The 22665-nt window shown below is 71.0% G+C and carries 17 protein-coding genes; 11 read left to right on the top strand and 6 right to left on the bottom strand.

Going from position 1 to position 22665, the window contains the following annotated elements; genetic code table 11:
* Both VED21_RS09270 and VED21_RS09265 read left to right on the top strand, forming a co-directional pair.
* Positions 1-1470, top strand: a 1470-nt coding sequence (locus VED21_RS09270) for a tyrosinase family protein (RefSeq protein WP_324882056.1), incomplete at its 5' end; no start/stop codon positions are given.
* A gap of 28 nt (positions 1471-1498) precedes the next feature.
* On the top strand, positions 1499-1858 hold the full coding sequence (locus VED21_RS09265) for a hypothetical protein (RefSeq protein ID WP_324882055.1): 360 nt from the start codon (positions 1499-1501) through the stop codon (positions 1856-1858).
* A 157-nt stretch (positions 1859-2015) separates the two neighbouring features.
* Here the strand turns inward: VED21_RS09265 and VED21_RS09260 are convergent, their stop codons facing one another.
* Positions 2016-3398 carry a leucyl aminopeptidase family protein gene (locus VED21_RS09260; protein WP_324882054.1) on the bottom strand — a complete coding sequence of 461 codons (1383 nt, stop codon included), beginning with the start codon at positions 3396-3398 and terminating at the stop codon, positions 2016-2018.
* A gap of 141 nt (positions 3399-3539) precedes the next feature.
* On the opposite strand from VED21_RS09260, the gene VED21_RS09255 reads away from it, so the two are divergent.
* The 3 genes from VED21_RS09255 (at position 3540) to VED21_RS09245 (ending at position 8205) form a co-directional block, all read left to right on the top strand.
* Positions 3540-4199 (top strand): glutathione S-transferase family protein, encoded by a 660-nt coding sequence (locus tag VED21_RS09255; RefSeq protein ID WP_324882053.1) that lies wholly within the window; start codon positions 3540-3542, stop codon positions 4197-4199.
* Positions 4200-4698: 499 nt separating this feature from the next.
* Positions 4699-5364: an outer membrane beta-barrel protein gene (locus tag VED21_RS09250; RefSeq protein ID WP_324882052.1), complete on the top strand. Its 666-nt coding sequence runs from the start codon at positions 4699-4701 to the stop codon at positions 5362-5364.
* Positions 5365-5421: 57 nt separating this feature from the next.
* On the top strand, positions 5422-8205 hold the full coding sequence (locus tag VED21_RS09245; protein WP_324882051.1) for a hypothetical protein: 2784 nt from the start codon (positions 5422-5424) through the stop codon (positions 8203-8205).
* A 15-nt stretch (positions 8206-8220) separates the two neighbouring features.
* On the opposite strand, the gene VED21_RS09240 is transcribed toward VED21_RS09245, so the two are convergent.
* The 4 genes from VED21_RS09240 to VED21_RS09225 all read right to left on the bottom strand — a co-directional run bounded on the left by VED21_RS09240 (position 8221) and on the right by VED21_RS09225 (position 12511).
* Entirely contained in the window at positions 8221-10167 is a 1947-nt protein-coding gene (locus tag VED21_RS09240; RefSeq protein ID WP_324882050.1) for a S9 family peptidase, read from the bottom strand.
* On the bottom strand, positions 10167-11261 hold the full coding sequence (locus VED21_RS09235) for a TAXI family TRAP transporter solute-binding subunit (protein ID WP_324882049.1): 1095 nt from the start codon (positions 11259-11261) through the stop codon (positions 10167-10169). Before VED21_RS09235 ends, VED21_RS09240 begins: the two co-directional genes overlap by 1 nt.
* A gap of 154 nt (positions 11262-11415) precedes the next feature.
* A complete protein-coding gene (locus VED21_RS09230; protein WP_324882048.1) occupies positions 11416-11976 on the bottom strand; it encodes a HupE/UreJ family protein in 561 nt (186 codons plus the stop codon).
* 67 nt (positions 11977-12043) lie between these two features.
* A complete protein-coding gene (locus VED21_RS09225; protein ID WP_324882047.1) occupies positions 12044-12511 on the bottom strand; it encodes a hypothetical protein in 468 nt (155 codons plus the stop codon).
* A gap of 144 nt (positions 12512-12655) precedes the next feature.
* Here VED21_RS09225 and VED21_RS09220 point away from each other — a divergent pair, with 144 nt between their 5' ends.
* The 4 genes from VED21_RS09220 (at position 12656) to VED21_RS09205 (ending at position 19817) form a co-directional block, all read left to right on the top strand.
* Positions 12656-14299, top strand: a complete 1644-nt coding sequence (locus VED21_RS09220; RefSeq protein WP_324882046.1) for a DNA polymerase Y family protein — start codon at positions 12656-12658, stop codon at positions 14297-14299.
* A gap of 7 nt (positions 14300-14306) precedes the next feature.
* Positions 14307-17708, top strand: a complete 3402-nt coding sequence (locus VED21_RS09215) for an error-prone DNA polymerase (protein WP_324882045.1) — start codon at positions 14307-14309, stop codon at positions 17706-17708.
* 142 nt (positions 17709-17850) lie between these two features.
* The gene (locus VED21_RS09210) at positions 17851-18162 is read left to right on the top strand and encodes a DUF485 domain-containing protein (protein ID WP_324882044.1); all 312 of its coding nucleotides are present in this window, start codon (positions 17851-17853) and stop codon (positions 18160-18162) included.
* On the top strand, positions 18159-19817 hold the full coding sequence (locus tag VED21_RS09205) for a cation acetate symporter (RefSeq protein ID WP_324882043.1): 1659 nt from the start codon (positions 18159-18161) through the stop codon (positions 19815-19817). The genes VED21_RS09210 and VED21_RS09205 overlap by 4 nt, the downstream gene beginning before the upstream one ends.
* A gap of 42 nt (positions 19818-19859) precedes the next feature.
* Here VED21_RS09205 and VED21_RS09200 read toward each other — a convergent pair whose 3' ends face one another.
* Positions 19860-20435, bottom strand: coding sequence for a protein-tyrosine-phosphatase (locus VED21_RS09200; protein WP_324882042.1), 576 nt, complete (start codon positions 20433-20435; stop codon positions 19860-19862).
* Positions 20436-20581: 146 nt separating this feature from the next.
* Here VED21_RS09200 and VED21_RS09195 point away from each other — a divergent pair, with 146 nt between their 5' ends.
* On the top strand, positions 20582-21652 hold the full coding sequence (locus VED21_RS09195) for a saccharopine dehydrogenase family protein (RefSeq protein WP_324882041.1): 1071 nt from the start codon (positions 20582-20584) through the stop codon (positions 21650-21652).
* A 91-nt stretch (positions 21653-21743) separates the two neighbouring features.
* Complete coding sequence (locus VED21_RS09190; RefSeq protein WP_324882040.1) at positions 21744-22496, top strand: SDR family NAD(P)-dependent oxidoreductase; 753 nt, start codon at positions 21744-21746, stop codon at positions 22494-22496.
* Positions 22497-22665: the final 169 nt, after the last annotated feature.

Below are 22665 nucleotides of genomic sequence, written 5' to 3'. Positions count from 1 at the left end.
CAGGGCAAGGCGATGCTGAAGAGCTACGCCGTCGCCATCGAGAAGATGCTGAAGCTGCCGCCCCAGCATCCGCACAACTGGTTCCGCAACGCCTTCGTCCATTTCATGGACTGCCCGCACGGCAACTGGTGGTTCTACGTCTGGCACCGCGGCTACCTCGGCTACTTCGAGCAGACGGTGCGGTTGCTGAGCGGCAACCCGAACTTCGCCTTCCCCTACTGGGACTGGACGCAGCTGCCGCAGATCCCCGAGGAGATGTTCGACGGCGTGCTGACGCCGGTCGACAAGGCGTACCTGCCCTTCACCAAGGACCTCGACACCTTCACCGCCACCATGAAGCCGGCGATGAAGGCGTATTGGGATTCGCTGAACAAGGCGCAGCGCAAGCAGCTGGACATCCGCGGCTACAGCACCTTCGAGCTGCTGTGGAACGACGTCACCGGCTATGACCCGAAGACGGGCAAGATCGTGCCGGGCAACCAGGCGTTCGCCGCCACCGACAAGGCGCGCTACCTCACCCGCGAGAACCCGAAGCTCGACCCCAAGACGGCGCACGCCTGCTCGCCGGGCGTGATCATGGCCGGGCTGACGCCCGTCCAGTACTACAGCCCGGACGTGGTCGGCAGCTTCACCAGCTCCAAGACGCCGTCGCACAACACCATGCCGGGGAACAACACCAAGTTCTCGGTGCTGGAAGGCCAACCGCACAACCTGGTGCACAACTACATCGGCGGTGTCGGCCCCTGGGATCCCGGTCCCTACGGCAACATGACGAACTTCCTGTCGCCGGTCGACCCGGTGTTCTTCCTGCACCATTCCAACATGGACCGGCTGTGGTACGTGTGGACGCGCAAGCAGCAGGCGCAGGGCCTGCCGATCCTGCCGACCGACAAGCAGGAGCTGGCCGAGCTGGTGCGGGAGCCGTTCCTGTTCTTCGTCAAGCCGGACGGCTCCTACGTCCTGGACGGCAAGGCGGGGGATTATTTGAGCACGGACCGGTTCGAGTATGATTACGCACCGGGATTCGGCGACATGGAAGCGGCGCCGGTGGCCGCGGCGAAGCCCTCGCCGGCGGTCAAGGGGACGGTGAAGAACGGCGTCGGTTCGGTCACCCTGGCCGCCGCGGCGGGCACGGTCGTGGCCACGGTCACGCTTTCGCGCCCGGCCGACCCGTCCGCGCCGCGCCATTTCGACGTGCTGATCAACGCGCCGGCCGGCGTGACCGAGGTGGGGGCCGACAGCCCCTATTACGGCGGCACGATCGGCTTCTTCGGGCCGTCGATGCCGGGCATGGCGCACGACTCCACCTTCGCCGTGCCGCTGCCGAAGCCGCCCGTGGCCGCAGCGGCGAAGGCGCTGGAGGGGGCGAGCGCGCCGGCCACTGCCAAGCTGGAGATCCGCCTTGCGCCCACGTACGACAAGACCGCCCGCGCGCCGGCCGTCAAGGCCGTCACGGTTCGGACTCTCTAACGCCCTGCTGTCCGCCGCCGTGCTCGCGGTGCTGGCCCTTCCGGGCCGGCCGGCAGCCGCGGCGGACGACGCGCTGACGCTTGCCCTGCCGCATCCCCTGCGGCAGGGCGAGGCGGCGTTCGTGGAAGTCACGGTCGGCCCCATCACCCGCAGCCAGCAGGTGGAGGTGACGACCGCCGACGGCCGCCCCATCGGCACCGTCTCCCCCTTCGGCATCCGCGCCGGAGAGGGGGCGGGCACCTACACGATGCCGGTGCCGGCCGACGCGATCCAAGATGGTAAAGTGTCGTTGCGCCTGCGCATCACCCAGGGCAACGCCCCGCCCCGCACGCCGACGGCGGAGGAGGTCAAGGGCGTGAAACTGTCGATCGCCGGTTCGCGGCCGTGAGGTGGAGGTGGAAGAGGCCCTCCCGATCCTTGCCGACCCTTGCCCCCACCCGGCCATCGCTTCGCTCGGCCACCCTCCCCCGCTGGGCAGGGGAGGGTTGGACGGCCGTCTTCCCCCTCCCCCGCCCAGCGGGGGAGGGTTGGGGTGGGGGCAAGCGTCACCCCTTCGCAAACCGCTTTTCGATGGCGGCGTAGACGGCGCGCAGGCCCATGGCTTCGCCGCCGTCGGGGCGGCCGGGCTTGGCGGAGCCGTTCCAGGCGTAGACGTCCAGGTGCGCCCAGGGCGTGCCCTTGGACACGAAGCTCTCCAGGAACAGGCCGCCGATGATCGCCCCGGCGAAGCCGTGGTTGGCGGAGTTGTTGAGGTCGGCGATCTTGCTCTCGAAGCCCTTGCGGTAGGGCTGCCAGAGCGGCAGGCGCCACAGGGGGTCGGCCTCCGCCTCCGACGCGGCCAGCAGGTCGGACGCCAGGGCGTCGTCGTTGGCGAACAGCGCCGGGATGTCGGTGCCCAGCGCCACGCGCGCCGCACCCGTCAGCGTGGCGAAGTCGACCAGCATCGCCGGCTTCTCCGCATCCGCCTCGGCCAGGGCGTCGCAGAGCACGAGGCGGCCCTCGGCGTCGGTGTTGCCAACCTCGACGCTCAATCCCTTGCGGGTCTTCAGCACGTCCATCGGCTTGAAGGCGTTGCCGGAGATGACGTTCTCGACGGCCGGGACCAGCACGCGCAGGCGCACGGGAAGGCCGGCCATCATCACCATGCGCGCCACACCCAGCGCGTGCGCCGCCCCGCCCATGTCCTTCTTCATCATCAGCATGGCCGAGGACGGCTTGATGTCCAGGCCGCCCGAATCGAAGCACACGCCCTTGCCGACCAGCGTCACCTTGGGATCGGTCTTGCGGCCCCAGGTGATGTCGATCAGGCGCGGCTCGCGCGGGCTGGCGCGGCCGACGGCGTGGATGGCGGGGTAGTTCTTTTTCAGCAGGTCGTCGCCGGTGATGACGGTGCACTCCGCCTCGAACTCCCCGGCAAGGTCCTGCGCGGCCTTGGCGAGTTCGGCGGGGCCCATGTCGGCGGCCGGGGTGTTGACGAGGTCGCGCACCAGGAAGGTGGCGGTCGCCGTGCGCTCCACCGCGCCATGGTCGGCGTGCTCCGGCCAGACGAGCTGGGCGAAGCCCTTGTCGGACTTCTTGTAGCGGTCGAAGCGGTAGCTGCCCAAGGCCCAGCCGAGGGCGGCGCGGGTGGCGGCCACGCGCTCCGGCTCCGGATCCAGGCGGTAGGCGCCGGGCGGCAGCGACGCCGGCAGGCCGGCCAGCGCCCACAAATCGTCGTACGCCGGCACGCCCACCAGCACGCGGCCGAGCCGGCCGTCGTCGCCGGGCAGCAGCGCCGTTGAGCCGGCCTCGGCGGTGAAGTTGACGGCCTTGACCCAGGCGGCGGTCGATGCCGGCTGCGCGGACAGCCAGCCGGCGAGGTCGGCCTTGGTCAGCGGGGTAACGGGGACGGTGGCGGCGCCCTCTTTGGCGCGCAGGGTGGCGAGCAACGGAGGAGGTCCTTCTGGTTACGGACGGAGGACACGTGTTCGAAGAGGATGGCGCGCCGGGCGGCGGCTGAAAAGGGGGCTTTGGCCCTTTCCCGTGCCGGCGTAGACTGCGCCGCCTTTCCACAACCCACGGCGGTTCGCATGTCCGACCTCACGCTCGTCATCGGCAACAAGGCTTATTCGTCCTGGTCGCTGCGCCCCTGGCTGGTGCTGAAGCGGGCCGGCGTGCCGTTCACGGAGGTGGTGATCCCGCTGTACCGTCCAGGCAGCAAGGAGCGCATCCTGGAGCAGTCGCCGACCGGCAAGGTGCCGGCGCTGAAGCACGGGGAGCGGACGGTCTGGGACTCCCTGGCCATTTGCGAGTACCTGGCGGAGACCTTCCCCGACGCCGCGCTGTGGCCGGCCGACGCGCACGCCCGCGCCGTGGCGCGGTCGGTGTCGGCCGAAATGCATTCGGGCTTCGTGGGGCTGCGCACGGCGATGCCGATGGACCTGAAGGGCGTCTATCCGGATCTGGGCCGCACGCCGCAGTGCGCGGCCGACATCGCCCGCCTCACCGCGCTGTGGGCCGACGCGCGGGCGCGCTTCGGGGCGGAGGGGCCGTTCCTGTTCGGCCGCTTCTCCATCGCAGACGCCATGTTCGCGCCGGTGGTGACGCGCCTGCGGACCTACGCCGTGGAACTGGACCCGGTCAGCCAAGCCTATTCCGACGCGGTGCTGGCCCTGCCGGCCATGCAGGAATGGTATGCGGCGGCGCGGGACGAGGAATGGGTGATCACCCAGGACGCGCTGCGCCGCTGACGGGTGCCGAGGCAGCGCCCGGCGGAACCACCCCCGGGCGCCGCGCAGCCGTTCCGGCATCGGCCGCAGGCACGCCTGCGGCGGATTGTCGCGTCTTCTTGTATGTGTACCGAAAGCCGTATGCGCTTTTTAAGTTGCAGACTATGCTCCCGCTCTCCGCGAAATTGTCGGCAGCGACAGACGACGACGCGAAAGGCAGGATAAAACGCGTCAACACGAAAAACGGGTTATGGAATTTAAGGACTTCGCATCCTACAGGCGCTTCCGGCGCCGGCTTATTCCAGCCCTGTTGAGCATACCACTCCTCGCCACCCCCTACATAACCTTGCATGCAGGCGCTTTCGACGCGCAGCGTTGTGCCGGCATTGCCGATCCACAACAAAGACTGTCCTGCTACGACGCCGTATTTCCCCCGCCGCCCGCGGCAAGCACCACGCTGCCGGCCCCGGCCCCGGCGGCGGCCCCGGTAGCGGCGGCAGCCACCCCGGTGGCGGCCGCGATGCCGGCGGGGGTGCCACCCGCGGCGCAGCCGGCGCGCCACGGGCTGCGGGTGAACCTGGGCGTCGCCTACACGCTGGGCAACTACAGCGGGGACGTGCGGACGCAGCTGAACGACGACCGGGTGAACCTGCACTTCGGCCGCGCCATCGGCGGTAACGGCGTCACCGGCAGCGCCGCCCTGTGGTACGACTTCGCCAGCCCCCGCGCCCTGTCGGTGGGCCTGGAGTACAGCCGCGGCCGCACCAGCGCCGGCATCCACGGCGTGGCTCCCAACGGCATCGACGTGGTGGACGAGCCGGTCAACGTCGACCTGGACGCGCGCCTGACCCAGAACACGGTGTTCCTCAACGCCGCCCTGTTCCCCGACCGCGACGCGGCGGTGTCGCCCTTCTTCGGCGTCGGCATCGGCGGCGGGCGGGGCAGCCTCAAGGTGCGGACGGCGGCGACGTCGAACATCCTTGCCAACGGCCTGACGCTCTTCGACGTCGACGAACGGTTCTGGTACCCGTCCGCCCAGGTGTTCCTGGGCGCGCAGTACGACCTCGCCGACCGGCTGGGCGTCGAGGTGATCGGCAAGTACGTCGTCAGCACCGGCCTGCCGGCCGGCATCAAGCAGACCTACCAGCAAATGCACCTCGGCATGGGCTTCTACTACCGGCTTTGAGCCGGGCAGCGAAGCCAGACGGAACACCGAGAACCCGCGCGCAGGAAACGAGAGCCGATGACCACACTGACCTTGGGGCCGGCCCTGGAAGGGCTGTACGACTTCGCGAAGGGCTACGACTACGCGGCCCGGCTGGACGCCTACAAAGCGAAGTTCCAGGACATCCTGGCCTTCGCCGACACCGTGGGCGGCCAGCTGACGCTGTCCAGCATCACCGCGCAGAAGATCGTGCTGCAGTCCGGCAGCTACCGGGTCGAATTCACCGGCGCCTTCGCGTTCACGTCGACCACCCCGGCGCAGCTGCTGGAGGACATCAAGCAGGGGCCGAACGGCACGGTCACCGGCGTGGAACTCTACAACGGGGCGACGCGCCTCGCCGCGGCGACGGTGAGCGCGGACACCATCACCATCACCGCGCAGAACGAGACGCTGACCGTCCGCGGCCAGTTCGCCAACAGCTTCGCCAGCGTCCGCCCGTTCTGGGACAAGAGCGCCATCAACAGCGCCTTCCAGATCGATTCGCTGGTGTTGACGACGGCCGGAAGCGAGACGGCGCGCCTGGACTTCGCCACCGGCGCGGCGTCGCTGGCGGTCGAGGGGTACCGGGTGGCGATCACCGGCACGCTGGCCAACGCGCTGCCCGGCCCGGCGGGCCGGTCGCTGCAGCAGGTGGTGGCCGCCGTGGACCTCGGCGCCTACGACGTCAGCGAACTGGTGGTGACGAAGGCCAACGGCGACCTCGTCGGCACGCTGTCCAACAGCGGGTCCCCGCTGACCGCCGCCCAGGCGATCGAGGGGCTGCGCAGCGTCGGCACCCGGCTGACCCAGGGCAGCGACCGGCTGGACCTGGGCGGGCTGTCGCAGGGCATCGTCATCGATCTGGCCACCGGGCAGACGACCTACCGGACCCTGTCCGGGCCGCTGCCCTACACGCAGGCGGTGGAGGCGGTCGCCGGCACGGCGCAGGCGGACCGCATCACCGGCAACGCCCTGGACAACGAGCTGTCGGCGGGCGCCGGGGCCGACACCGTCTACGGCGGCGACGGCAACGACGTGCTGTACGGCCAGACGGACAACGACCTGCTGTCGGGCGACAACGGCGCCGACACGCTGTACGGCAACGCGGGCAACGACGTCCTGCACGGCGGCGCCGGTGCCGACTGGCTGCGCGGCGGCCTGGGCAACGACACCTTCGTCGCCGCCGACGGCGACACCATCGGCGACCTGGAGGACGGCGAGACCATCCAGGTCGCCGCCAGCGTGACGCAGGTGACCGTCACGCCGGGCGCCACCACCACGCTGGCGTACGATTCCGACGGCAACGGCAGCGCCGACGCCACCATCACGTTGACCGGGCAGTACAGCGGAACCTTCACGACGGCCGCGTCGGGCGGCGGCACCGCCATCACCTACCATGCCCCGCCCCCGCCCCCTCCGCCGCCCAGCAGCGACGGCGGGGGCGGCGGTGACAGCGGAGGCGGTGGAGGGGGCGGGGGCGGCGGTGGTGGCGGCGGAAGCAGCACGCCCCCTGTGACCGCGCCCGTGATCCCGCACGAGACGGTGACCATCCCGGCGGTTCAGCCCACGGGCCCGGACCAGACCAGCACCAGCGTGCCGCTGGTCACCGACGAGACCGGCCAGCCGAGCCTGCAGGCGAGCGTGCCGGCGGGCGTAGGCATGCAGGTGGAGAGCTACGGTACGGCGTCGGGCATCGACGGGCTGCTCACGGCGCTCCAGCGGCGCGTGGATCCGGACGACCCGGACCAAAGCGTCATGGCCGTCGCCGGGAATTCCTTCGCGGCACAGCTGCCGCCGGGCACGGAGCTGACCGTGCGCACCATCGTGCCGACCGCACCCACCCTGACCAGCGCCCCGACCCAGCCCATCGTCATCACCGGCCAGACCGGCACGGCGGCGGGCGGGACGGGCCTGAAGCAGGAGGCCGTGGTGATCGACGCCTCCAACCTGCCCTCGGGCACCGTGATCCAGCTGCAGAACATCGAGTTCGCGGCCATCGTCGGCGCCGTGCGCGTCACCGGCGGCAGCGGGTCGCAGAACCTGGTCGCCGACGGCTCCGCCCAGTACATCGTGCTGGGTGCGGACGACGACACGCTGCACGGCGGTGGCGGCGACGACTTCATCGGGTCGGAGGAGGGCGACGACCAGCTCTTCGGCGACGACGGCCTGGACACCGTCACCGGCGGTATCGGCAACGACATGCTGTACGGCAACCGGCAGGCGGACGTGCTGTACGGCAACCAGGGGCTGGACCGGCTGTTCGGCGGACAGGACATGGACACCCTGTTCGGCGGCCGCGACGGCGACGCCCTGTACGGCAACCTCGGCGGCGACGCGCTGTTCGGCAACGAGGGGGCGGACTGGCTGTTCGGCGGACAGGGCGACGATGGCCTGTACGGCGGACAAGGCGACGACGCGCTGTTCGGCAACCTGGGGGCCGACGCGCTGGCCGGCAACGCCGGCAACGACACGCTGCTGGGCAATGCCGGACGGGACACGCTGGCCGGCGGCGACGGGGCGGACGTGTTCCGGATCGACCACCTGGCCGACGGCGGCGACACCATCGCCGACTTCCAGGTTGGCCTCGACAAGATCGCCGTGGTCGGCCCGAACTTCGGGTCGATCCCGGCGGGCCTGCTGACGGCGCAGCACTTCGCGCTGGACAACCCGGCGTCGGCGAACGCCCAGTTCGTGTTCAGCACGCGCACCGGGGTGCTGTCCTTCGACGCCGACGGGTCGGGGGCCGGTGCGGCGGTGACCATCGCCACGCTGAACGTGCGGACGCTGAGCGCGTCGGACATCGTGGTGCTGGCGGTGGCGTAGCGCGGCGGCAGGCGCTTACAAATTCCGGATGGGGATCCCCGGCAGGTCGCCGGCCGGGGTGAAGCCGAAGACGCGGCCGTAGAAGTACAGCTCGCCTTCCAGGGCGGCCACGATGCTCTCGGCCTTGCGGAAGCCGTGGCGTTCGGTGGGGAAGGTGACGTAGGCGACGGGCAGGCCCTTGGCGTCGATGGCGGCCACCATGCGCTCGGCTTGGTTGGGGGGCACCACCTTGTCCTCCAGGCCCTGGAAGAACACCATCGGCACGTTCAGCCGGTCCACGAAATGGATGGGGGAGCGCGCCTCGTACAGGTCCTTGCGCGCCGGGTAGGGGCCGACGAGGCTGTCCAGGTAGCGCGCCTCGAACTTGTGGGTGTCGGTGGCCAGCGCCTCCAGGTCGCTGATGCCGTAGTGGCTGGCGCCGGCACGGAAGGTGTCGTGGAAAGTGACGGCGCACAGCGTGGTGTAGCCGCCGGCACTGCTGCCGGTGATGACCAGCCGCGCCGGGTCGGCCAACCCTTGGGCGGCGAGGTGTTTGGCGGCGGCGACGCAGTCCTCCACGTCGGCCACGCCCCACTGGCCCTTCAGCGCGTCGCGGTAGGGGCGGCCGTAGCCGGTGCTGCCGCGGTAGTTCACGTCCACCACGGCGAAGCCGCGGCTGGTCCAGTACTGGATCTTCGCCGAATAGACCGCCGCGGTGGCCGAGGTCGGGCCACCATGGCCGCGCACGATCAGCGGCGGTGCCTCGCCATCCGGCGCCTGGACGGCAGCGTTGGCGGGCGGGTAGTAGAAGGCGTGCGCCTCGGCACCGCCCGTGGTCGGGAAGCGGATCGGCTTAGGCGTGGAAACGGTGGCCGGGTCGGGCGGCGTCGCCATACCGCGCTTGACCACGGCCGGCGTGGGGGTGTCGAGGTCGAGGGTGACCACCGCGCCGGGCTCGGCCGGGCCGGCGGCGATGAAGGCCAGCGTGCGGCCCTGCACGAACAGGTCGCCGACGCGGGTGGTGCCCGGCAGTTCGACGGGCTTCAGGCTTCCGTCTTCAATGTCCACGAGGCCCAGGAACCACAGCCCGTCGCGGGTGTACGCGCAGGCCAGCGTACGGGCGTCCACCGCCGCCACGTCGGCCTCGCCGAACACCCACGTGGGGCGGGCGAACTCGGCCTCCATGGGCAGAACGGCGTGGGAACCCGTGCCGTCCCAGACGTACAGGTTCCACCAGCCGCCGCGGTCGGACACGTACACAAGGCGCCCGTCGGCCAGCCACACCGGCTGCACCACCGATTCGTCCGGCCCGCCGGCCACGCGCACGGGGGCGGTGGGGAGGCCGGCGGCGTCGAGGGCGGCGACCCACAGCTCGGTCCCGTCCCAGGGCATGTTGGGGTGGTTCCAGCTGACCCAGGCCAGCCGCGCCCCATCGGGACTGACACGCGGATAGGCGTAGAAGTCCGCACCCCGGGCCAGGACCGTGCCGCCGTCGGAGGGGCCGTCACCGTCCAGCGGCAGGGCCACCAAGGCGTTCTCCGGCTCGGCGTGGCCGCCGTCCGCGTGGCGCTCGCGCACGGCCAGGACGCGGCGACGCTTCGCGTCGAAGGACAGGTCGGCGAAGCGGTCGCGACCCGCGACGCTCAACGCCAGCGGTTCGCCGCCCGCCAGGGAGACGCAGTACACCGCCTGGTCGGCGGCGTTGCAGAACACCAGCGCGCCGTCCAGCGCCAGCCGGTCGCCGCCGCCGTATTCGTGCACGCGGGTGCGCACGTCCCAGCCGGGGCCGAGCAGGTCGGCCACGCTGCCGTCCGCCGCGCGGCGCACGGGCACCGTGCGGCCCCCTTCCGACGGGCGCGATTCCAGCCAGCAAACGGCGTCGCCCGCCAGCCAGGGGGAGCGCAGGCCGACGCCGGCGTCGGTGAGGCTGCGCGCGCTGACCGGCGACGGCCACGCGCCGTAGGGAACGGTGCTCTTGGGCATTATTTGCGCTCGGGTTCTTTGCGCTCGGGATCTTTACGCTCGGGCTCGGGGGAAGCGGGCGTGCCGGCACCGGCCTCGTTGGCGGCGTTGCCGATCAGCCCGGCCTCGCGGTAGTAGCGCTCGGCGCCGGGGTGCAGGGGAACGGAGATGGAGGCCACCGCCTTCGCCGGGTCGAGCGCGCGGCCGCGCGGGTGGCCGTCGGCCAGCAGGCGGCGGGTCGTGTCGTTCCACAGGGCGCGGGTGATGGCGTGGACCAGATCGTCGTCGCGGTCGGCGCGGATCAGGAATTCCGCGCCCACGCTGAGCACGCGGGTGGGCGGCACCCAGGGGTAGGCGTCGGCGGGGATGGTGGTGTCGATGAAGAACCGCTCCGCCTTGCGCAGCGCGTCGGCCGGCGGCCCCTCGATGGGCAGCAGGCGGATGGGGACCTTGCCGGCCACGTCGCTGACCGCCGCCACCGGATGGCCGCCGACGATGCAGAAGGCGTCCACCTCGCCTCGCATCAGCCGGTCGGCGCCGGTGCCGGGCTTGAGGTAGCGGGGCTGCAGGTCGCTCTCCTTCAGGCCGTAGGCGGCCAGGATGACGCGCACGTCGACCAGCGTCCCCGACCCCTCCTCCCCCACCGAGACGATCTTGCCCTTCAGGTCGGGGATGGCATGGATGTCGCTGTCGGCGCGCACGACGATGTGCACCGCCTCCGTATAGAGCGTGCCGATGCTGCGCAGCGCCTCGAACGCCGGCTTGCCGGCGTAGGTGCCGGTGCCGGTGTAGGCCCAGTAGGCCACGTCGGCCTGCGCCAGCGCGGCGTCGGCGCCGTTGACGCGCAGCAGGTCGATGTTCTCGACCGAGCCGATGGTCGCCTGCGCCACGGCGATCAGCCCCGGCACGCCGCAGCTGCCGCCCTTCTCGCACGGGCGGGAGCCCGGCGGGTTGGAAATGGCGTTGGCGATCAGCCCGCCGATGGGGAAGTAGGTGCCGCCGGTGGTGCCGGTGGCGATGCGGAAGAACTTCAGGTCCTGCGCCGACACGGGTCGTCCGGCGGCGGCGCACAGCGCCAGACCCGCGGCGCCGGCCAGGAAACGGCGGCGCGGCACCCCCCCACCCATGGCCGGGCTGAAGAGGGAGCGTGGCGTATGGGCGGGTGCGCGCTTCACCGGCGGTCCAATCGTAAGTTGGCAGGCGTGAGGGAAACGGCGGCGTTTGGCAAGACGTGCCCCGGCAACCCACCTTTTTCAAGCCGCCAAGCGGCTAAAACAGCCGGTAGAGCGCCAGAACGCCGGCGAGTGCTACCGCACCGCCACACATCTGCACCGCCCGCATGGACGCCGCCTGCCCCAGCACCGCCACCAGCCCCACCCCGGCCGCCGTCAGCAGCAGCACCGACGCCGCGAATCCCGCCCAGAACAGCGCCCCGCCCGCCTGGACGTAGCCGTGGAACACCGCCGCCACCGCCGCCACCAGGATGGCGACGACCAGTGGTGCCCGCAGCCCCGCCGCCACCAGCACGCCCAGCACCACGAGGGATCCCGCCAGCCCCTCCGCCGCGAAGGGCAGGCGCAGGCCGAAGTGCGCCGCCGCCCCGGCGGCCAGCGCGGCGGTGAGGGCGGCGGCCGGCACCTGCCACACGGCGGCGCTGCCGTTCTGCCCGGCCCACAGGCCGATGGCGGCGAGGCCCAGCAGATGCTCCAGCACGCCGATGGGACCGAGGAAGCCGGTGGCGAACGGACTGCCGGTGATCAGCGTGCGCGCCTCCGCCGGCAGGGCCGCCAGCATCAGCAGCGCCGCGACGGGAAGCGGGCGAATGCTCATGCTTCCGGTATAGGTGAAAGCGTAGGTTGGGCCAAGCGCCAGCGCGGCCCAACACGGGCGCCCGCGCTCAGCGGCCCAGGCGGTCCATCTCGTGCTGGCGGTTCATCAGGTCGCGCTGCTGGAGGGGGTCGAGCCGGCCCAGCGCGTCCTGGTTCCGCAGGCGGTCGACGTCGCTCTGCATCTGGTTGCGCTTCAGCTGGTTGACGGTCGCGTCGGTGTTCGGCATCGGCAGCGGAGTCGCCTGCGGCGCGCCGGACCCCGGCGGCGGGAAAAGCTGGTCGGGCGGAGTCGAACTGCCGCGCCGGCGCGGCGCGGGTGGGGTGAGCGGCGGTTGCGCCGGGGGGGCCGGCTGGGCGGCGGGGCGCGACTCGGCCGCGGCGGCAGTGGTGGTGGCAGCGGCGGCGGGGACGTAGGTCTGCGTGCGCACGCTCTTGGGCAGCGGCGCGCCGGCGGTGCCGGGCATCTCGTCCCGCACCTCGGTCTCGGCACAGGCGGCGAGGCCGAGCGCGAGCACGGCCAAGGTGATCGTCTTCATACCATGTATGTCGGCGCGCCACGCGCGCGGGGCAAGCGCCCCACCCCTTTCGGAATGGCGAAGCCCACGCTTGGGACTCCACACGGAGCGATTCCGGGCCTATGATGTTCTTGAATTGTTCTCACGGCAAGGAGGTGTCCCGGCATGGTGCGGCGGATCCTGTCGCTCTGGCTGCCCCGTCTGACCACCGACGCCTGGACACGGCGGCGGCCGGAGGACGCGGCGCGCCCGGTCGTCGCCGTGCTGGCCGAGCGCGGGCGGCTGATGGTGGTGGCGGTCAACCGGGCGGGCGGGCTGGCCGGCGTGCGGCCGGGGCAGACGTTGGCCGACGCCCGCGCCGTCGAGCCGGATCTCGTCGCCTTCGACGCCGATCCGGCGGCGGACGCCCGCCTGCTGGAGCGCATCGCCGGCTGGGCGCTGCGCTACACGCCGTGGACGGCGGCCGACGGGCCGGACGGGATCGTGATGGACATCAGCGGCTGCGCCCATTTGTTCGGCGGTGAGCGTGGGCTGCTGGCCGACCTGCTGGGCCGCCTGGAGCGCGCGGGGTTCGAGTCGCGGGCGGCCATCGCGGACACGCCGGCGGCGGCGTGGGGGGTGGCGCGGTTTGGGCCTTTTGCCCCCTCCCTAACCCTCCCCCGCTTCGCGGTGGAGGGAACTCCGCCGCCAGCCGACAAACCCTCCACCTCGAAGAGGGGGAGGGTGCCCGAAGCGCAGCGGAGGGCGGGAGGGGGCAACGGCCTTATCCTTCCCCCCGCGCACACCCTCCCCTGGCTCGATCCCCTGCCCGTGGTGGCGTTGCGCCTGCCCCCCGCCACCGTGGACGCGCTGTCCGCCGTGGGGCTGCGGCGCGTCGGCGACCTGCACGCCATCCCGCGCGCCACGCTGACCGCCCGCTTCGGGCCGGAGCCGGCGCGGCGGCTGGACCAGGCGCTGGGGCGGCTGGACGAGCCGGTGTCGCCGCACCGGCCGGTCGCCCCGCACGCCGCGCGCCTCGCCTTCGCCGAGGCGATTTCGACGCCCGACGCCATCGCGCATGCCGTCCGCCGCCTGCTGGAGGAGCTGTGCCGGGGCCTGTCCGGCGCGCAGGAGGGCGCCCGGCGGCTGGAGCTGGCGGCGCACCGCATCGACCAGAAGCTGGACGATCCCCCCCAGACCCTCGCCGTCGGCACCAGCCGGCCGACGCGCGACCCGGCCGCCCTGATGCGCCTGTTCGCCGAGACGCTGGAGCGCATCGCCCCCGGCCCCGGCATCGAGGTGATGACGCTGTCGGCCCCGGTGGTCGGGCCGCTGGGCGCCATACAGACCGGGCTGGACGGGAACGGCGACGACACGGCGCTGGGCGAGCTGGTGGACCGGCTGGGAAACCGGCTGGGGGAGCGTTCGGTGCTGCGCCTCGTGCCGCGGCAGAGCTGGCTGCCGGAGCGCGCGGTGGCCGCCGCCCCGGCGCTGGACGCGCCGGCCCCGCTGGCGTCCTGGCCCGCAGACCGCCCGCGGCCGGTCCGCCTGCTCAGCCCGCCGGAGCCGGTGGAGGTGGTGGCCCCGGTCCCCGACGACCCGCCCATGCTGTTCCGCTGGCGGGGTGCGGTGCACCGCGTGCGCTGGGCCGATGGGCCGGAACGGCTGTGCCCGGAGTGGTGGCGACGGGCCAATCAAACCAATGGGGGCGAGCCGCGCGACTATTACCGGGTCGAGGACATGGACGGCAGCCGGTTCTGGCTGTTCCGCCTCGGCCTCTACCAGCCCGGCGTCAAGGCGCGCTGGTTCGTGCACGGGTTCTTCGGGTGAGGCGCGCATGGTCCGCTACGCCGAACTCCGTTACGCCGAACTGCAGGTCGCCACGAACTTCACCTTCCTCGAAGGCGCCTCGCACCCGGACGAGCTGGCGCTGACGGCGGCCGCGCTGGGGCACGCGGCCATCGCCGTCACCGACCGCAACTCGCTGGCCGGCGTGGTGCGGATGCACGTGGCGGCGAAGCAGCACAACCTGCGCCTCGTGGTCGGCTGCCGCCTGGACCTGACCGACGCCGGCAGCCTGCTGGCCTACCCGACCAGTCGGGCGGCATACGGCCGGCTGGCCCGGCTGCTGACCGTCGGCAAGCGGCGGGCGCCGAAGGGGGCGTGCTTCATCGGGCGCGAGGACGTGCTGGAGCATGCCGACGGGATGCTGTTCGCCGTGCTGCCGCCCGACCAGCGCCGCGACGGCGCCTTTCCGGCGGAGCTGCGGCGCTGGCGCGACGAGCTGGGGCCGGGCGTCTATCTGGCCGCCAGTCATCGGTATCGCGGCGACGACGTGGCGCGGCTGGCCTGGCTGAAGGAGGTGGCGGACGCCGCCCGCGTGCCGCTGGTCGCCACCAACGACGTGCACTACCACTCGCCAAGCCGGCGCGAGCTGGCCGACGTGCTGACCTGCATCCGCACCCACACCACCATCGACGAGGCCGGCTGGCGGCTGGCCGCCAACGCCGAGCGGCACCTGAAGGCGGCGGCCGAGATGGCGCGCCTGTTCCGCCCGGCGCCGGACGCGGTGGAGCGCACGCTGGAGATCGTCGAGGCCTGCCGGTTCTCGCTGGACGAGTTGCGCTACGAATACCCGGACGAGACCACCACCGGCGGCCGCACCCCGCAGGAGGAGCTGGCGCGGCTGAGCTGGGAGGGGGCGGCGACACGGTATCCGGGCGGCGTGCCGGAGAAGGTGGTCAAGGGGCTGGAGCACGAGCTGTCGCTGATCGGGCAGCTGAAATACGCGCCCTACTTCCTGACGGTGCACGACATCGTCCGCTTTGCGCGGTCCAAGGGGATCCTGTGCCAGGGGCGCGGGTCGGCGGCCAATTCGGCGGTGTGCTACTGCCTGGGCATCACCGAGGTGGACCCCACCATGACCGACCTGCTGTTCGAGCGCTTCGTCTCCACCGAGCGGGACGAGCCGCCGGACATCGACGTGGATTTCGAGCACGAGCGGCGCGAGGAGGTGATCCAGTACATCTATGAAAAGTACGGGCGCGACCGCGCCGGGCTGACCGCCACCGTCATCTGCTTCCGCTCGCGCGCCGCGATCCGCGAGGTGGGCAAGGCCATGGGCCTGTCGGCCGACGTGGTGGGGCGGCTGGCCGGCTCCATCTGGGGGTGGAGCCGCGACGGCGTGAAGGACGAGCACGTGCGCCAGAACGGGCTGGACCTGAACGACCCGCGCCTGCGCCTGACGCTGGACCTCGCGCACGCGCTGATCGGATTCCCGCGCCACCTGTCGCAGCACGTCGGCGGCTTCGTCATCACGCGCGGGCCGCTGCACGAGCTGACGCCGGTCCTGAACGCCGCCATGGAGGACCGCACCACCATCGAGTGGGACAAGGACGACATCGACGCGCTGCGCATCCTGAAGGTCGACGTGCTGGCGCTGGGCATGCTGAGCTGCATGCGCCGCTCCTTCGACCTGCTGGAGGAGCATTACGGGCGGGAACTGACGCTCGCCACCGTGCCGAAGGAGGACCCGGCGGTCTACGAGATGCTGACCCGCGCCGACAGCATCGGCGTGTTCCAGGTGGAAAGCCGGGCGCAGATGAGCATGCTGCCGCGCCTGAAGCCGAAGTGCTTCTACGATCTGGTGGTGGAGGTCGCCATCGTCCGCCCCGGCCCGATCCAGGGCAACATGGTGCACCCCTACCTGCGCCGCCGCCAGGGCAAGGAGCCGGTCGACTACCCCTCCAAGGCGTTGGAGGAGGTGCTGCGCAAGACCTACGGCGTGCCGCTGTTCCAGGAGCAGGCGATGAAGATCGCCATGGTCGGCGCCGGCTTCACGGGGGCCGAGGCCGACCAGCTGCGCCGCTCCATGGCCGCCTTCCGGCGCACCGGGCGCATCGCGCAGTTCCGCGACAAGTTCATCGCCGGCATGGCCGCCAACGGCTACAGCCCCGACTTCGCCGAGCGTTGCTTCAAGCAGATCGAGGGATTCGGCGAGTACGGCTTCCCGGAGAGCCACGCGGCGAGCTTCGCGCTGCTGGTCTACGCCTCGGCCTGGGTGAAGCGCTGGTACCCGGAGGTGTTCGCCTGCGCGCTTTTGAACAGCCAGCCCATGGGCTTCTACGCCCCGGCGCAGCTCGTCCGCGACGCGCGCGAGCATGGGGTGGTGGTGCTGCCGCCGGATGTGAACCTGTCGGAGTGGGATTGCACGTTGATATCCCCTCCCCCAGCCCCGCTGGGGGAGGGAGGGACCCGCGAAGCGGGAGGGTGGGGGCAAGGTCTCGCCGAGGATCAGCGGCCTGTAGGTTGGGTTGAGCGCCAGCGAAAACCCAACGTTCCCGGCAACGCGCCAGCGATGCGAGGGATGTTGGGTCTCGACCCAACCTACGCCGTACAGGGCGTGGATCCTTGGGCAGACCGTTGCCCCCACCCTCCCCAAGCGGAGCTTGGGGCCCCTCCCTCCCCCGCCGGAGGCGAGGGAGGGCATAAATTGGCCCTGCGCCTGGGGCTGCGGATCATCGGCGGGTTCCGCAAGGGGGACGCGGAGGCGCTGGTGGACGCGCGCGGGGCCGGGTACCGCGACCCGCACGACGTGTGGCGGCGGGCGCGGCTGCCGGTGGCGGCGCTGGAGCGGCTGGCCAGGGCGGACGCCTTCCGCTCCATGGGGCTCGACCGGCGGGCGGCGCTGTGGGCGGTGAAGGCGCTGGGGGCCGACGTGCTGCCGCTGTTCGCCGCCCTGGACGGCAACGCGCAGAGTGAGCCGCAGGTGACGCTGCCCGACATGGCGATGGGCGAGCACGTGGTGATGGACTACGCCAGCCTGACGCTGTCCTTGAAGATGCACCCGCTCGCCCTGCTGCGCGACGGGCTGGCCGGGATGGCGACGGCCGCCGCGGTCAACGCCGCGCCGGCCGGCAAGCGGCTGACCACCGCCGGGCTGGTGCTGGTGCGCCAGCGGCCGGGCAGCGCGGAGGGGGTCATCTTCGTGACGCTGGAGGACGAGACCGGCGTCGCCAACCTCGTCGTCATGCCGAACGTCTTCGAACGCTTCCGCAAGGAGGTGATGGGAGCCCGCCTGCTCGCCGCCACCGGGCGGATCGAGCGCGAGGAGACGGTGGTGCACCTGAAGGTGGAGCGTCTGGTCGACCTCACCCACCGTCTGGCCGACCTCACCGACCGCGAGCCGCGCGCCACGCCGGCGCCGGGCGTGTTTCCGAAGGGACGGAATTTCCATTGACGGAATGCAGAACAAGTCAATTGTCAGTCCAGCAAAACCCTACTTAGCAACATAATTTTCCTTTTTCGCCCCTGCCAATCGATGTATTGCTCCGCGCAATACCGTCCCGAATGGGAAAAAGCAGGAAAGGCGGACTTTCCCCATGTCTGATGAAATCTACGACCGGGTGCTTGCCAACCCGAAATTCGCCGAACTGACGGCGAACCGGAATCGTTTTAGCTGGACGCTGTCCATCATTGTACTGTTGGTGTACTACGCCTTCGTGCTGACCGCGGCCTTCCGCCCCGACGTGCTGGGCCTGCCGGTCGCGGGCGGCATGACGCTGAGCGTCGGGCTGACCGTGGGCGTGGCGCTGACGCTGTTCTGCTTCGTCATGACCGGCCTGTACGTGCGCCGCGCCAACGGCCGCTACGACACGCTGAACCGCCTGATCATCGAGGAGGCGTCGCGATGAAGGCGCTGGGTCTCTTCACCGCCGCCCTGCTGGCGGCCGGTCCGGCGCTGGCCGCCGGCGGTCCGATCGACGGCGTGGTGCAGCGCCAGCCGGTCAACGTGACGGCCATCGTCATGTTCCTGCTGTTCGTGTTCGGCACGCTGGGCATCACCTACTGGGCGGCGAAGCGCACGCGCTCGGCCTCCGACTTCTACACGGCGGGCGGCGGCATCGCCGGGTTCCAGAATGGCCTGGCCATCGCCGGCGACTACATGTCGGCCGCCGCCTTCCTGGGCGTGTCGGGCATGGTGTACGCCAAGGGCTACGATGGGATGTTCTACACGATGGGCTGGCTGGTCGGCTGGCCGATCATCCTGTTCCTGATCGCCGAACGGCTGCGCAACCTGGGCCGCTTCACCTTCGCCGACGTCGCCTCCTACCGGCTGGCGCAGACGCCCATCCGCTCGCTGGCGGCCACGGGGTCGCTGGCGGTGGTGTGCTTCTACCTGATCGCGCAGATGGTGGGTGCGGGCAAGCTGATCCAGTTGCTGTTCGGGCTGGAGTACGCCTACGCCGTGGTGCTGGTGGGCGTGCTGATGATCGCCTACGTCACCTTCGGCGGCATGCTGGCGACCACCTGGGTGCAGATCATCAAGGCGGTGCTGCTGCTGGGCGGCTGCACCATCCTGGTGGTGCTGGCGCTGGCGCAGTTCGGCTTCAACCCGGAAGTGCTGATGCAGAAGGCGGTCGCCGTGCACGCCGCCGGCCCGGCCATCCTGCGTCCCAGCGCCGCGCTGGCCGACCCGATCTCGGCCATCTCGCTCAGCTTGGCACTGATGTGCGGCCCGGCCGGGCTGCCGCACATCCTGATGCGCTTCTTCACCGTGCCGGACGCCAAGGAGGCTCGCAAGTCGGTGGCCTACGCCACCGGGTTCATCGGCTACTTCTTCATCCTGACGGTCACCATCGGCTACCTCGCCATCGTCATCGTCGGCACCAACCCGGAATACCTGGACGCGGCCGGCAAGATCCTGGGCGGCGGCAACATGGCGGCCATCCACCTGTCCAAGGCGGTGGGCGGCGACATCTTCCTGGGCTTCATCTCGGCCGTGGCCTTCGCCACCATCCTGGCGGTGGTGTCGGGCCTGACGCTGGCCGGCGCCTCGGCGGTGAGCCACGACCTGTACGCCCGCGTCTTCACCAAGGGCACGGCCAGCGAGGCGAGCGAGATGCGCGTGTCGCGCATGGCCACGCTGGCGCTGGGCGTGATCGCCATCACGCTGGGCCTGCTGTTCGAGAACCAGAACATCGCCTTCATGGTGGGCCTGGCCTTTGGCCTCGCCGCGTCGGTGAACTTCCCGGTTCTGGTGCTGTCGATCTTCTGGCAGGGGCTGACGACGCGCGGCGCGCTGATCGGCGGCTTCGCCGGGCTGGTCAGCGCGGTGGCCTTCGTGGTGCTGGGACCGACCGTGTGGGTCAGCGTCTTCAAGTTCCCGACGGCGCTGTTCCCGTACGAGCACCCCGCGCTGTTCTCGATGGCGATCGCCTTCGCGACCACGTGGCTGTTCTCGGTCACCGACCGCAGCCCGCGCGCGCAGGCCGAGGCGCGCGCCTACCGTTACCAGTACATCCGCTCCGAAACCGGCCTGGGTGCCGCCGGCGCGGTGTCGCACTGAGCATAAGCCCCCTCCCCCGCTGAAGCAGGGGAGGGTTTTTCTTTACGGCAGATCCGCCACTTCCCGGCCGCGGCCGTTGTCGCGCATGTACTGGACCACCTCCGGGCGGCGCAGGCCGACGTAGCGGTGGCGGGCGCGCACCGCGGCCACCAGGTCGCCGTCGCGGCCCAGCAGGGCGTCGGCCAGTTCGATCATGCGCAGGTTGGGCCACGCCTTGTCGCGGATGGCGGCCACCGCGGCCACGGCGTCGGCGGCCGGGCGGTCGGGGCGGGCCTGGGCCAGCAGCATGGTCAGCGCCGCCGTGGAGCGCGAGATCCCCATGTGGCAATGCACCAGCAGGTGCCGGCAGGCCTCCGGCTCCGCCATCAGGTCGCGGCCGAGGTCCAGGACGGCCTCCACATGCTCGCGCTGGGGCAGCAGCATGCCCTCGGTCGGGTCGATGATGTCGTGGAAGCGCAGTTCCAGTCGCTCGTGCTCGCCATAGCGGCCGAAGGCGTCCAGCCCGGGGTGGTCGGGGTCGATGATCGACAGCACGTGGCTGACCCCCACGTCGCAATGTCCGGGCAGCTCTTCGATGCCGCAGACGGTGATGGCGAAGGGGACGAATGACCGCGGCATGGGGCAGGAACTCCGTTCGGGATGCGTCTTGCGAGACATAGCGCGCGAATGAAGGCAGCCCATCCCCGCCGGACGGTCAAGTCTGGAAATCAGCCATGCGCCACCCCACGGTCAAGGTAAGGCATGTACCGTGGGGTGGGGTTGGGATGACGCACGTCCTGCTGCTCGGCGCCGGCAAGATCGGCGGCATGATCTGCCACCTGCTGCACGCGACCGGCGAGTACACCGTGACCGTCGCCGACCGCGACGAGGCGAGCCTGCGCCAGATGGCGCACGACGAGGCCAGCCTGCGCGCCCTCGACGTCGCCGACCCGGCGGCGCTGCACGCCGCCATGAAGGGGCACGACATGGTGGTCTCCGCCCTGCCCTACTACCTGAACGCCGCGGTGGCGGAGGCGGCGCGCGACACCGGCACCCATTATTTCGACCTGACGGAGGACGTGGCGACCACGCGGCGCGTGCGGGCGATCGCGAAAGGGGCGGACAGCGCCTTCGTGCCGCAGTGCGGGCTGGCGCCGGGCTTCGTGTCCATCGCCGCCTACGACCTCGCCAAACGGTTCGACAGTCTGCGCGACGTCTACATGCGGGTGGGGGCGCTGCCGATCTACCCCTCCAACGCGCTGAAATACAACCTGACCTGGAGCACCGACGGGCTGATCAACGAGTACTGCAACCCGTGCGAGGCGATCCACGAAAGCCATAAGCACGAGGTGCTGCCGCTGCAAGGGCTGGAGACCTTCTCGCTGGACGGCATCGAATACGAGGCGTTCAACACCTCGGGCGGGCTGGGCACGCTATGCGACACGCTGGCGGGCCGCGTGGCGAACCTGAACTACAAGACCGTGCGCTACCCCGGCCACCGCGACCACGTGAAGTTCCTGGCCCAGGACCTGCGCCTGTGCGAGCGGCGCGCGCTGTTCAAGGACGTGCTGGAGCACGCCGTGCCGGTGACCAAGCAGGACGTGGTGCTGGTCTTCGTCACCGTCAGCGGCCAGCAGGACGGCCGGCTGACGCAGGAGACCTTCGCCAAGAAGGTCTACAACGCCAGCGTCGGCGGCAAGCTGTGGAGCGCCATCCAGATCACCACGGCGGCCGGCGTGTGCGCCATGGTCGACCTGCTGCGCGCCGGCAAGCTGCCCCAGCGCGGCTTCGTCCGGCAGGAGGACGCGGACCTGAAGGACTTCCTGGCCAACCGGTTCGGGCGGCATTACGCGTAAGCCGGCGTCGTTTGACCGGCATCAAGGGAGTGGGCGGGATCATCGGGTACCGGATTGGTCGTACCAATCACTGTTTCCGGGATTCCCCACCATGACCAGGATACTGGACGGCAAGGTCGCCGTCGTCACCGGCGCCAGCAGCGGCATCGGCAAGTCGATCGTCGAACGCTATCTGGCCGAGGGGGCCAAGGTGGCCGTGTTCGCGCGCAGCGCCGGCCCGTTGCAGGATCTGGTGGCCCAGGCGCCGGACCGCGTGCTCGCGGTGCCGGGCGACGTCACGGTGCGCGCCGACCTGGAGCGTCTGGTGCGGGCCACGGCCGAGCGCTTCGGCGGCGTCGACATCGTCGTTCCCAACGCCGGCGTCGCCAAGGTCGTGTCCTTCGCCGACAGCGACGAGCGGGCGATCCACGAGCAGTTCTCGGTCAACGTGGTCGGCGCCCTGCAGACCGCGCGGCTGTTCCTGCCGCACATCCGCCAGGGCGGGTCGATCCTGTTCATCACCACCTTCCTGGTGCAGGTCGGCTTCCCCGGCCTGGCGATCTACAGCGCCAGCAAGGCGGCGATGACGTCGGCCACCAGGACGCTGGCGGCGGAGCTGGCGCCGCAGGGCATCCGCGTCAACGCCGTGGCCCCCGGCCCCATCGCCACGCCGATCTGGAGCAAGGTGGGCCTGCCGGACGACGTGCTGGGGCAGGTCGCCGCGAACGTCACCAGCCGCCTGTTCCCCGGCCGCTTCGGCGCGCCCGAGAGCATCGCCAACGCGGCGCTGTTCCTCGCCTCCGACGCGGCGGCGAACATCTACGGCCAGGAGCTGGTGGTCGACGGCGGCTACACGGTGGGCTGAACCCGGGGGGCTGATCCGGGGGCATGTGGACGTTGGGTTTTCGCTGCGTGTATAGACCGGAGACATCCTTTACAGGTGTTCGGGGACATCATTGACACATATGGGCGTGGACGAAGCTTAGCGAGGGCTTGGCCATGCCATTCCAGGAGGTGTCGAAGATGTCCCTGCG

This window comes from Azospirillum sp., assembly GCF_035627195.1.
GTDB lineage: Bacteria > Pseudomonadota > Alphaproteobacteria > Azospirillales > Azospirillaceae > Azospirillum.
This window is presented reverse-complemented; position numbering and strand designations above follow the sequence as displayed.

Coding starts and splice junctions, on each gene's coding strand:
- VED21_RS09255 (WP_324882053.1), top strand. CDS start 3,540: ATGTCCGACCTCACGCTCGTCATCGGCAACAAGGCTTATTCGTCCTGG.
- VED21_RS09250 (WP_324882052.1), top strand. CDS start 4,699: ATGCCGGCGGGGGTGCCACCCGCGGCGCAGCCGGCGCGCCACGGGCTG.
- VED21_RS09245 (WP_324882051.1), top strand. CDS start 5,422: ATGACCACACTGACCTTGGGGCCGGCCCTGGAAGGGCTGTACGACTTC.
- VED21_RS09240 (WP_324882050.1), bottom strand. CDS start 10,167: ATGCCCAAGAGCACCGTTCCCTACGGCGCGTGGCCGTCGCCGGTCAGC.
- VED21_RS09230 (WP_324882048.1), bottom strand. CDS start 11,976: ATGAGCATTCGCCCGCTTCCCGTCGCGGCGCTGCTGATGCTGGCGGCC.
- VED21_RS09225 (WP_324882047.1), bottom strand. CDS start 12,511: ATGAAGACGATCACCTTGGCCGTGCTCGCGCTCGGCCTCGCCGCCTGT.
- VED21_RS09220 (WP_324882046.1), top strand. CDS start 12,656: ATGGTGCGGCGGATCCTGTCGCTCTGGCTGCCCCGTCTGACCACCGAC.
- VED21_RS09215 (WP_324882045.1), top strand. CDS start 14,307: ATGGTCCGCTACGCCGAACTCCGTTACGCCGAACTGCAGGTCGCCACG.
- VED21_RS09210 (WP_324882044.1), top strand. CDS start 17,851: ATGTCTGATGAAATCTACGACCGGGTGCTTGCCAACCCGAAATTCGCC.
- VED21_RS09205 (WP_324882043.1), top strand. CDS start 18,159: ATGAAGGCGCTGGGTCTCTTCACCGCCGCCCTGCTGGCGGCCGGTCCG.
- VED21_RS09200 (WP_324882042.1), bottom strand. CDS start 20,435: ATGCCGCGGTCATTCGTCCCCTTCGCCATCACCGTCTGCGGCATCGAA.
- VED21_RS09195 (WP_324882041.1), top strand. CDS start 20,582: ATGACGCACGTCCTGCTGCTCGGCGCCGGCAAGATCGGCGGCATGATC.
- VED21_RS09190 (WP_324882040.1), top strand. CDS start 21,744: ATGACCAGGATACTGGACGGCAAGGTCGCCGTCGTCACCGGCGCCAGC.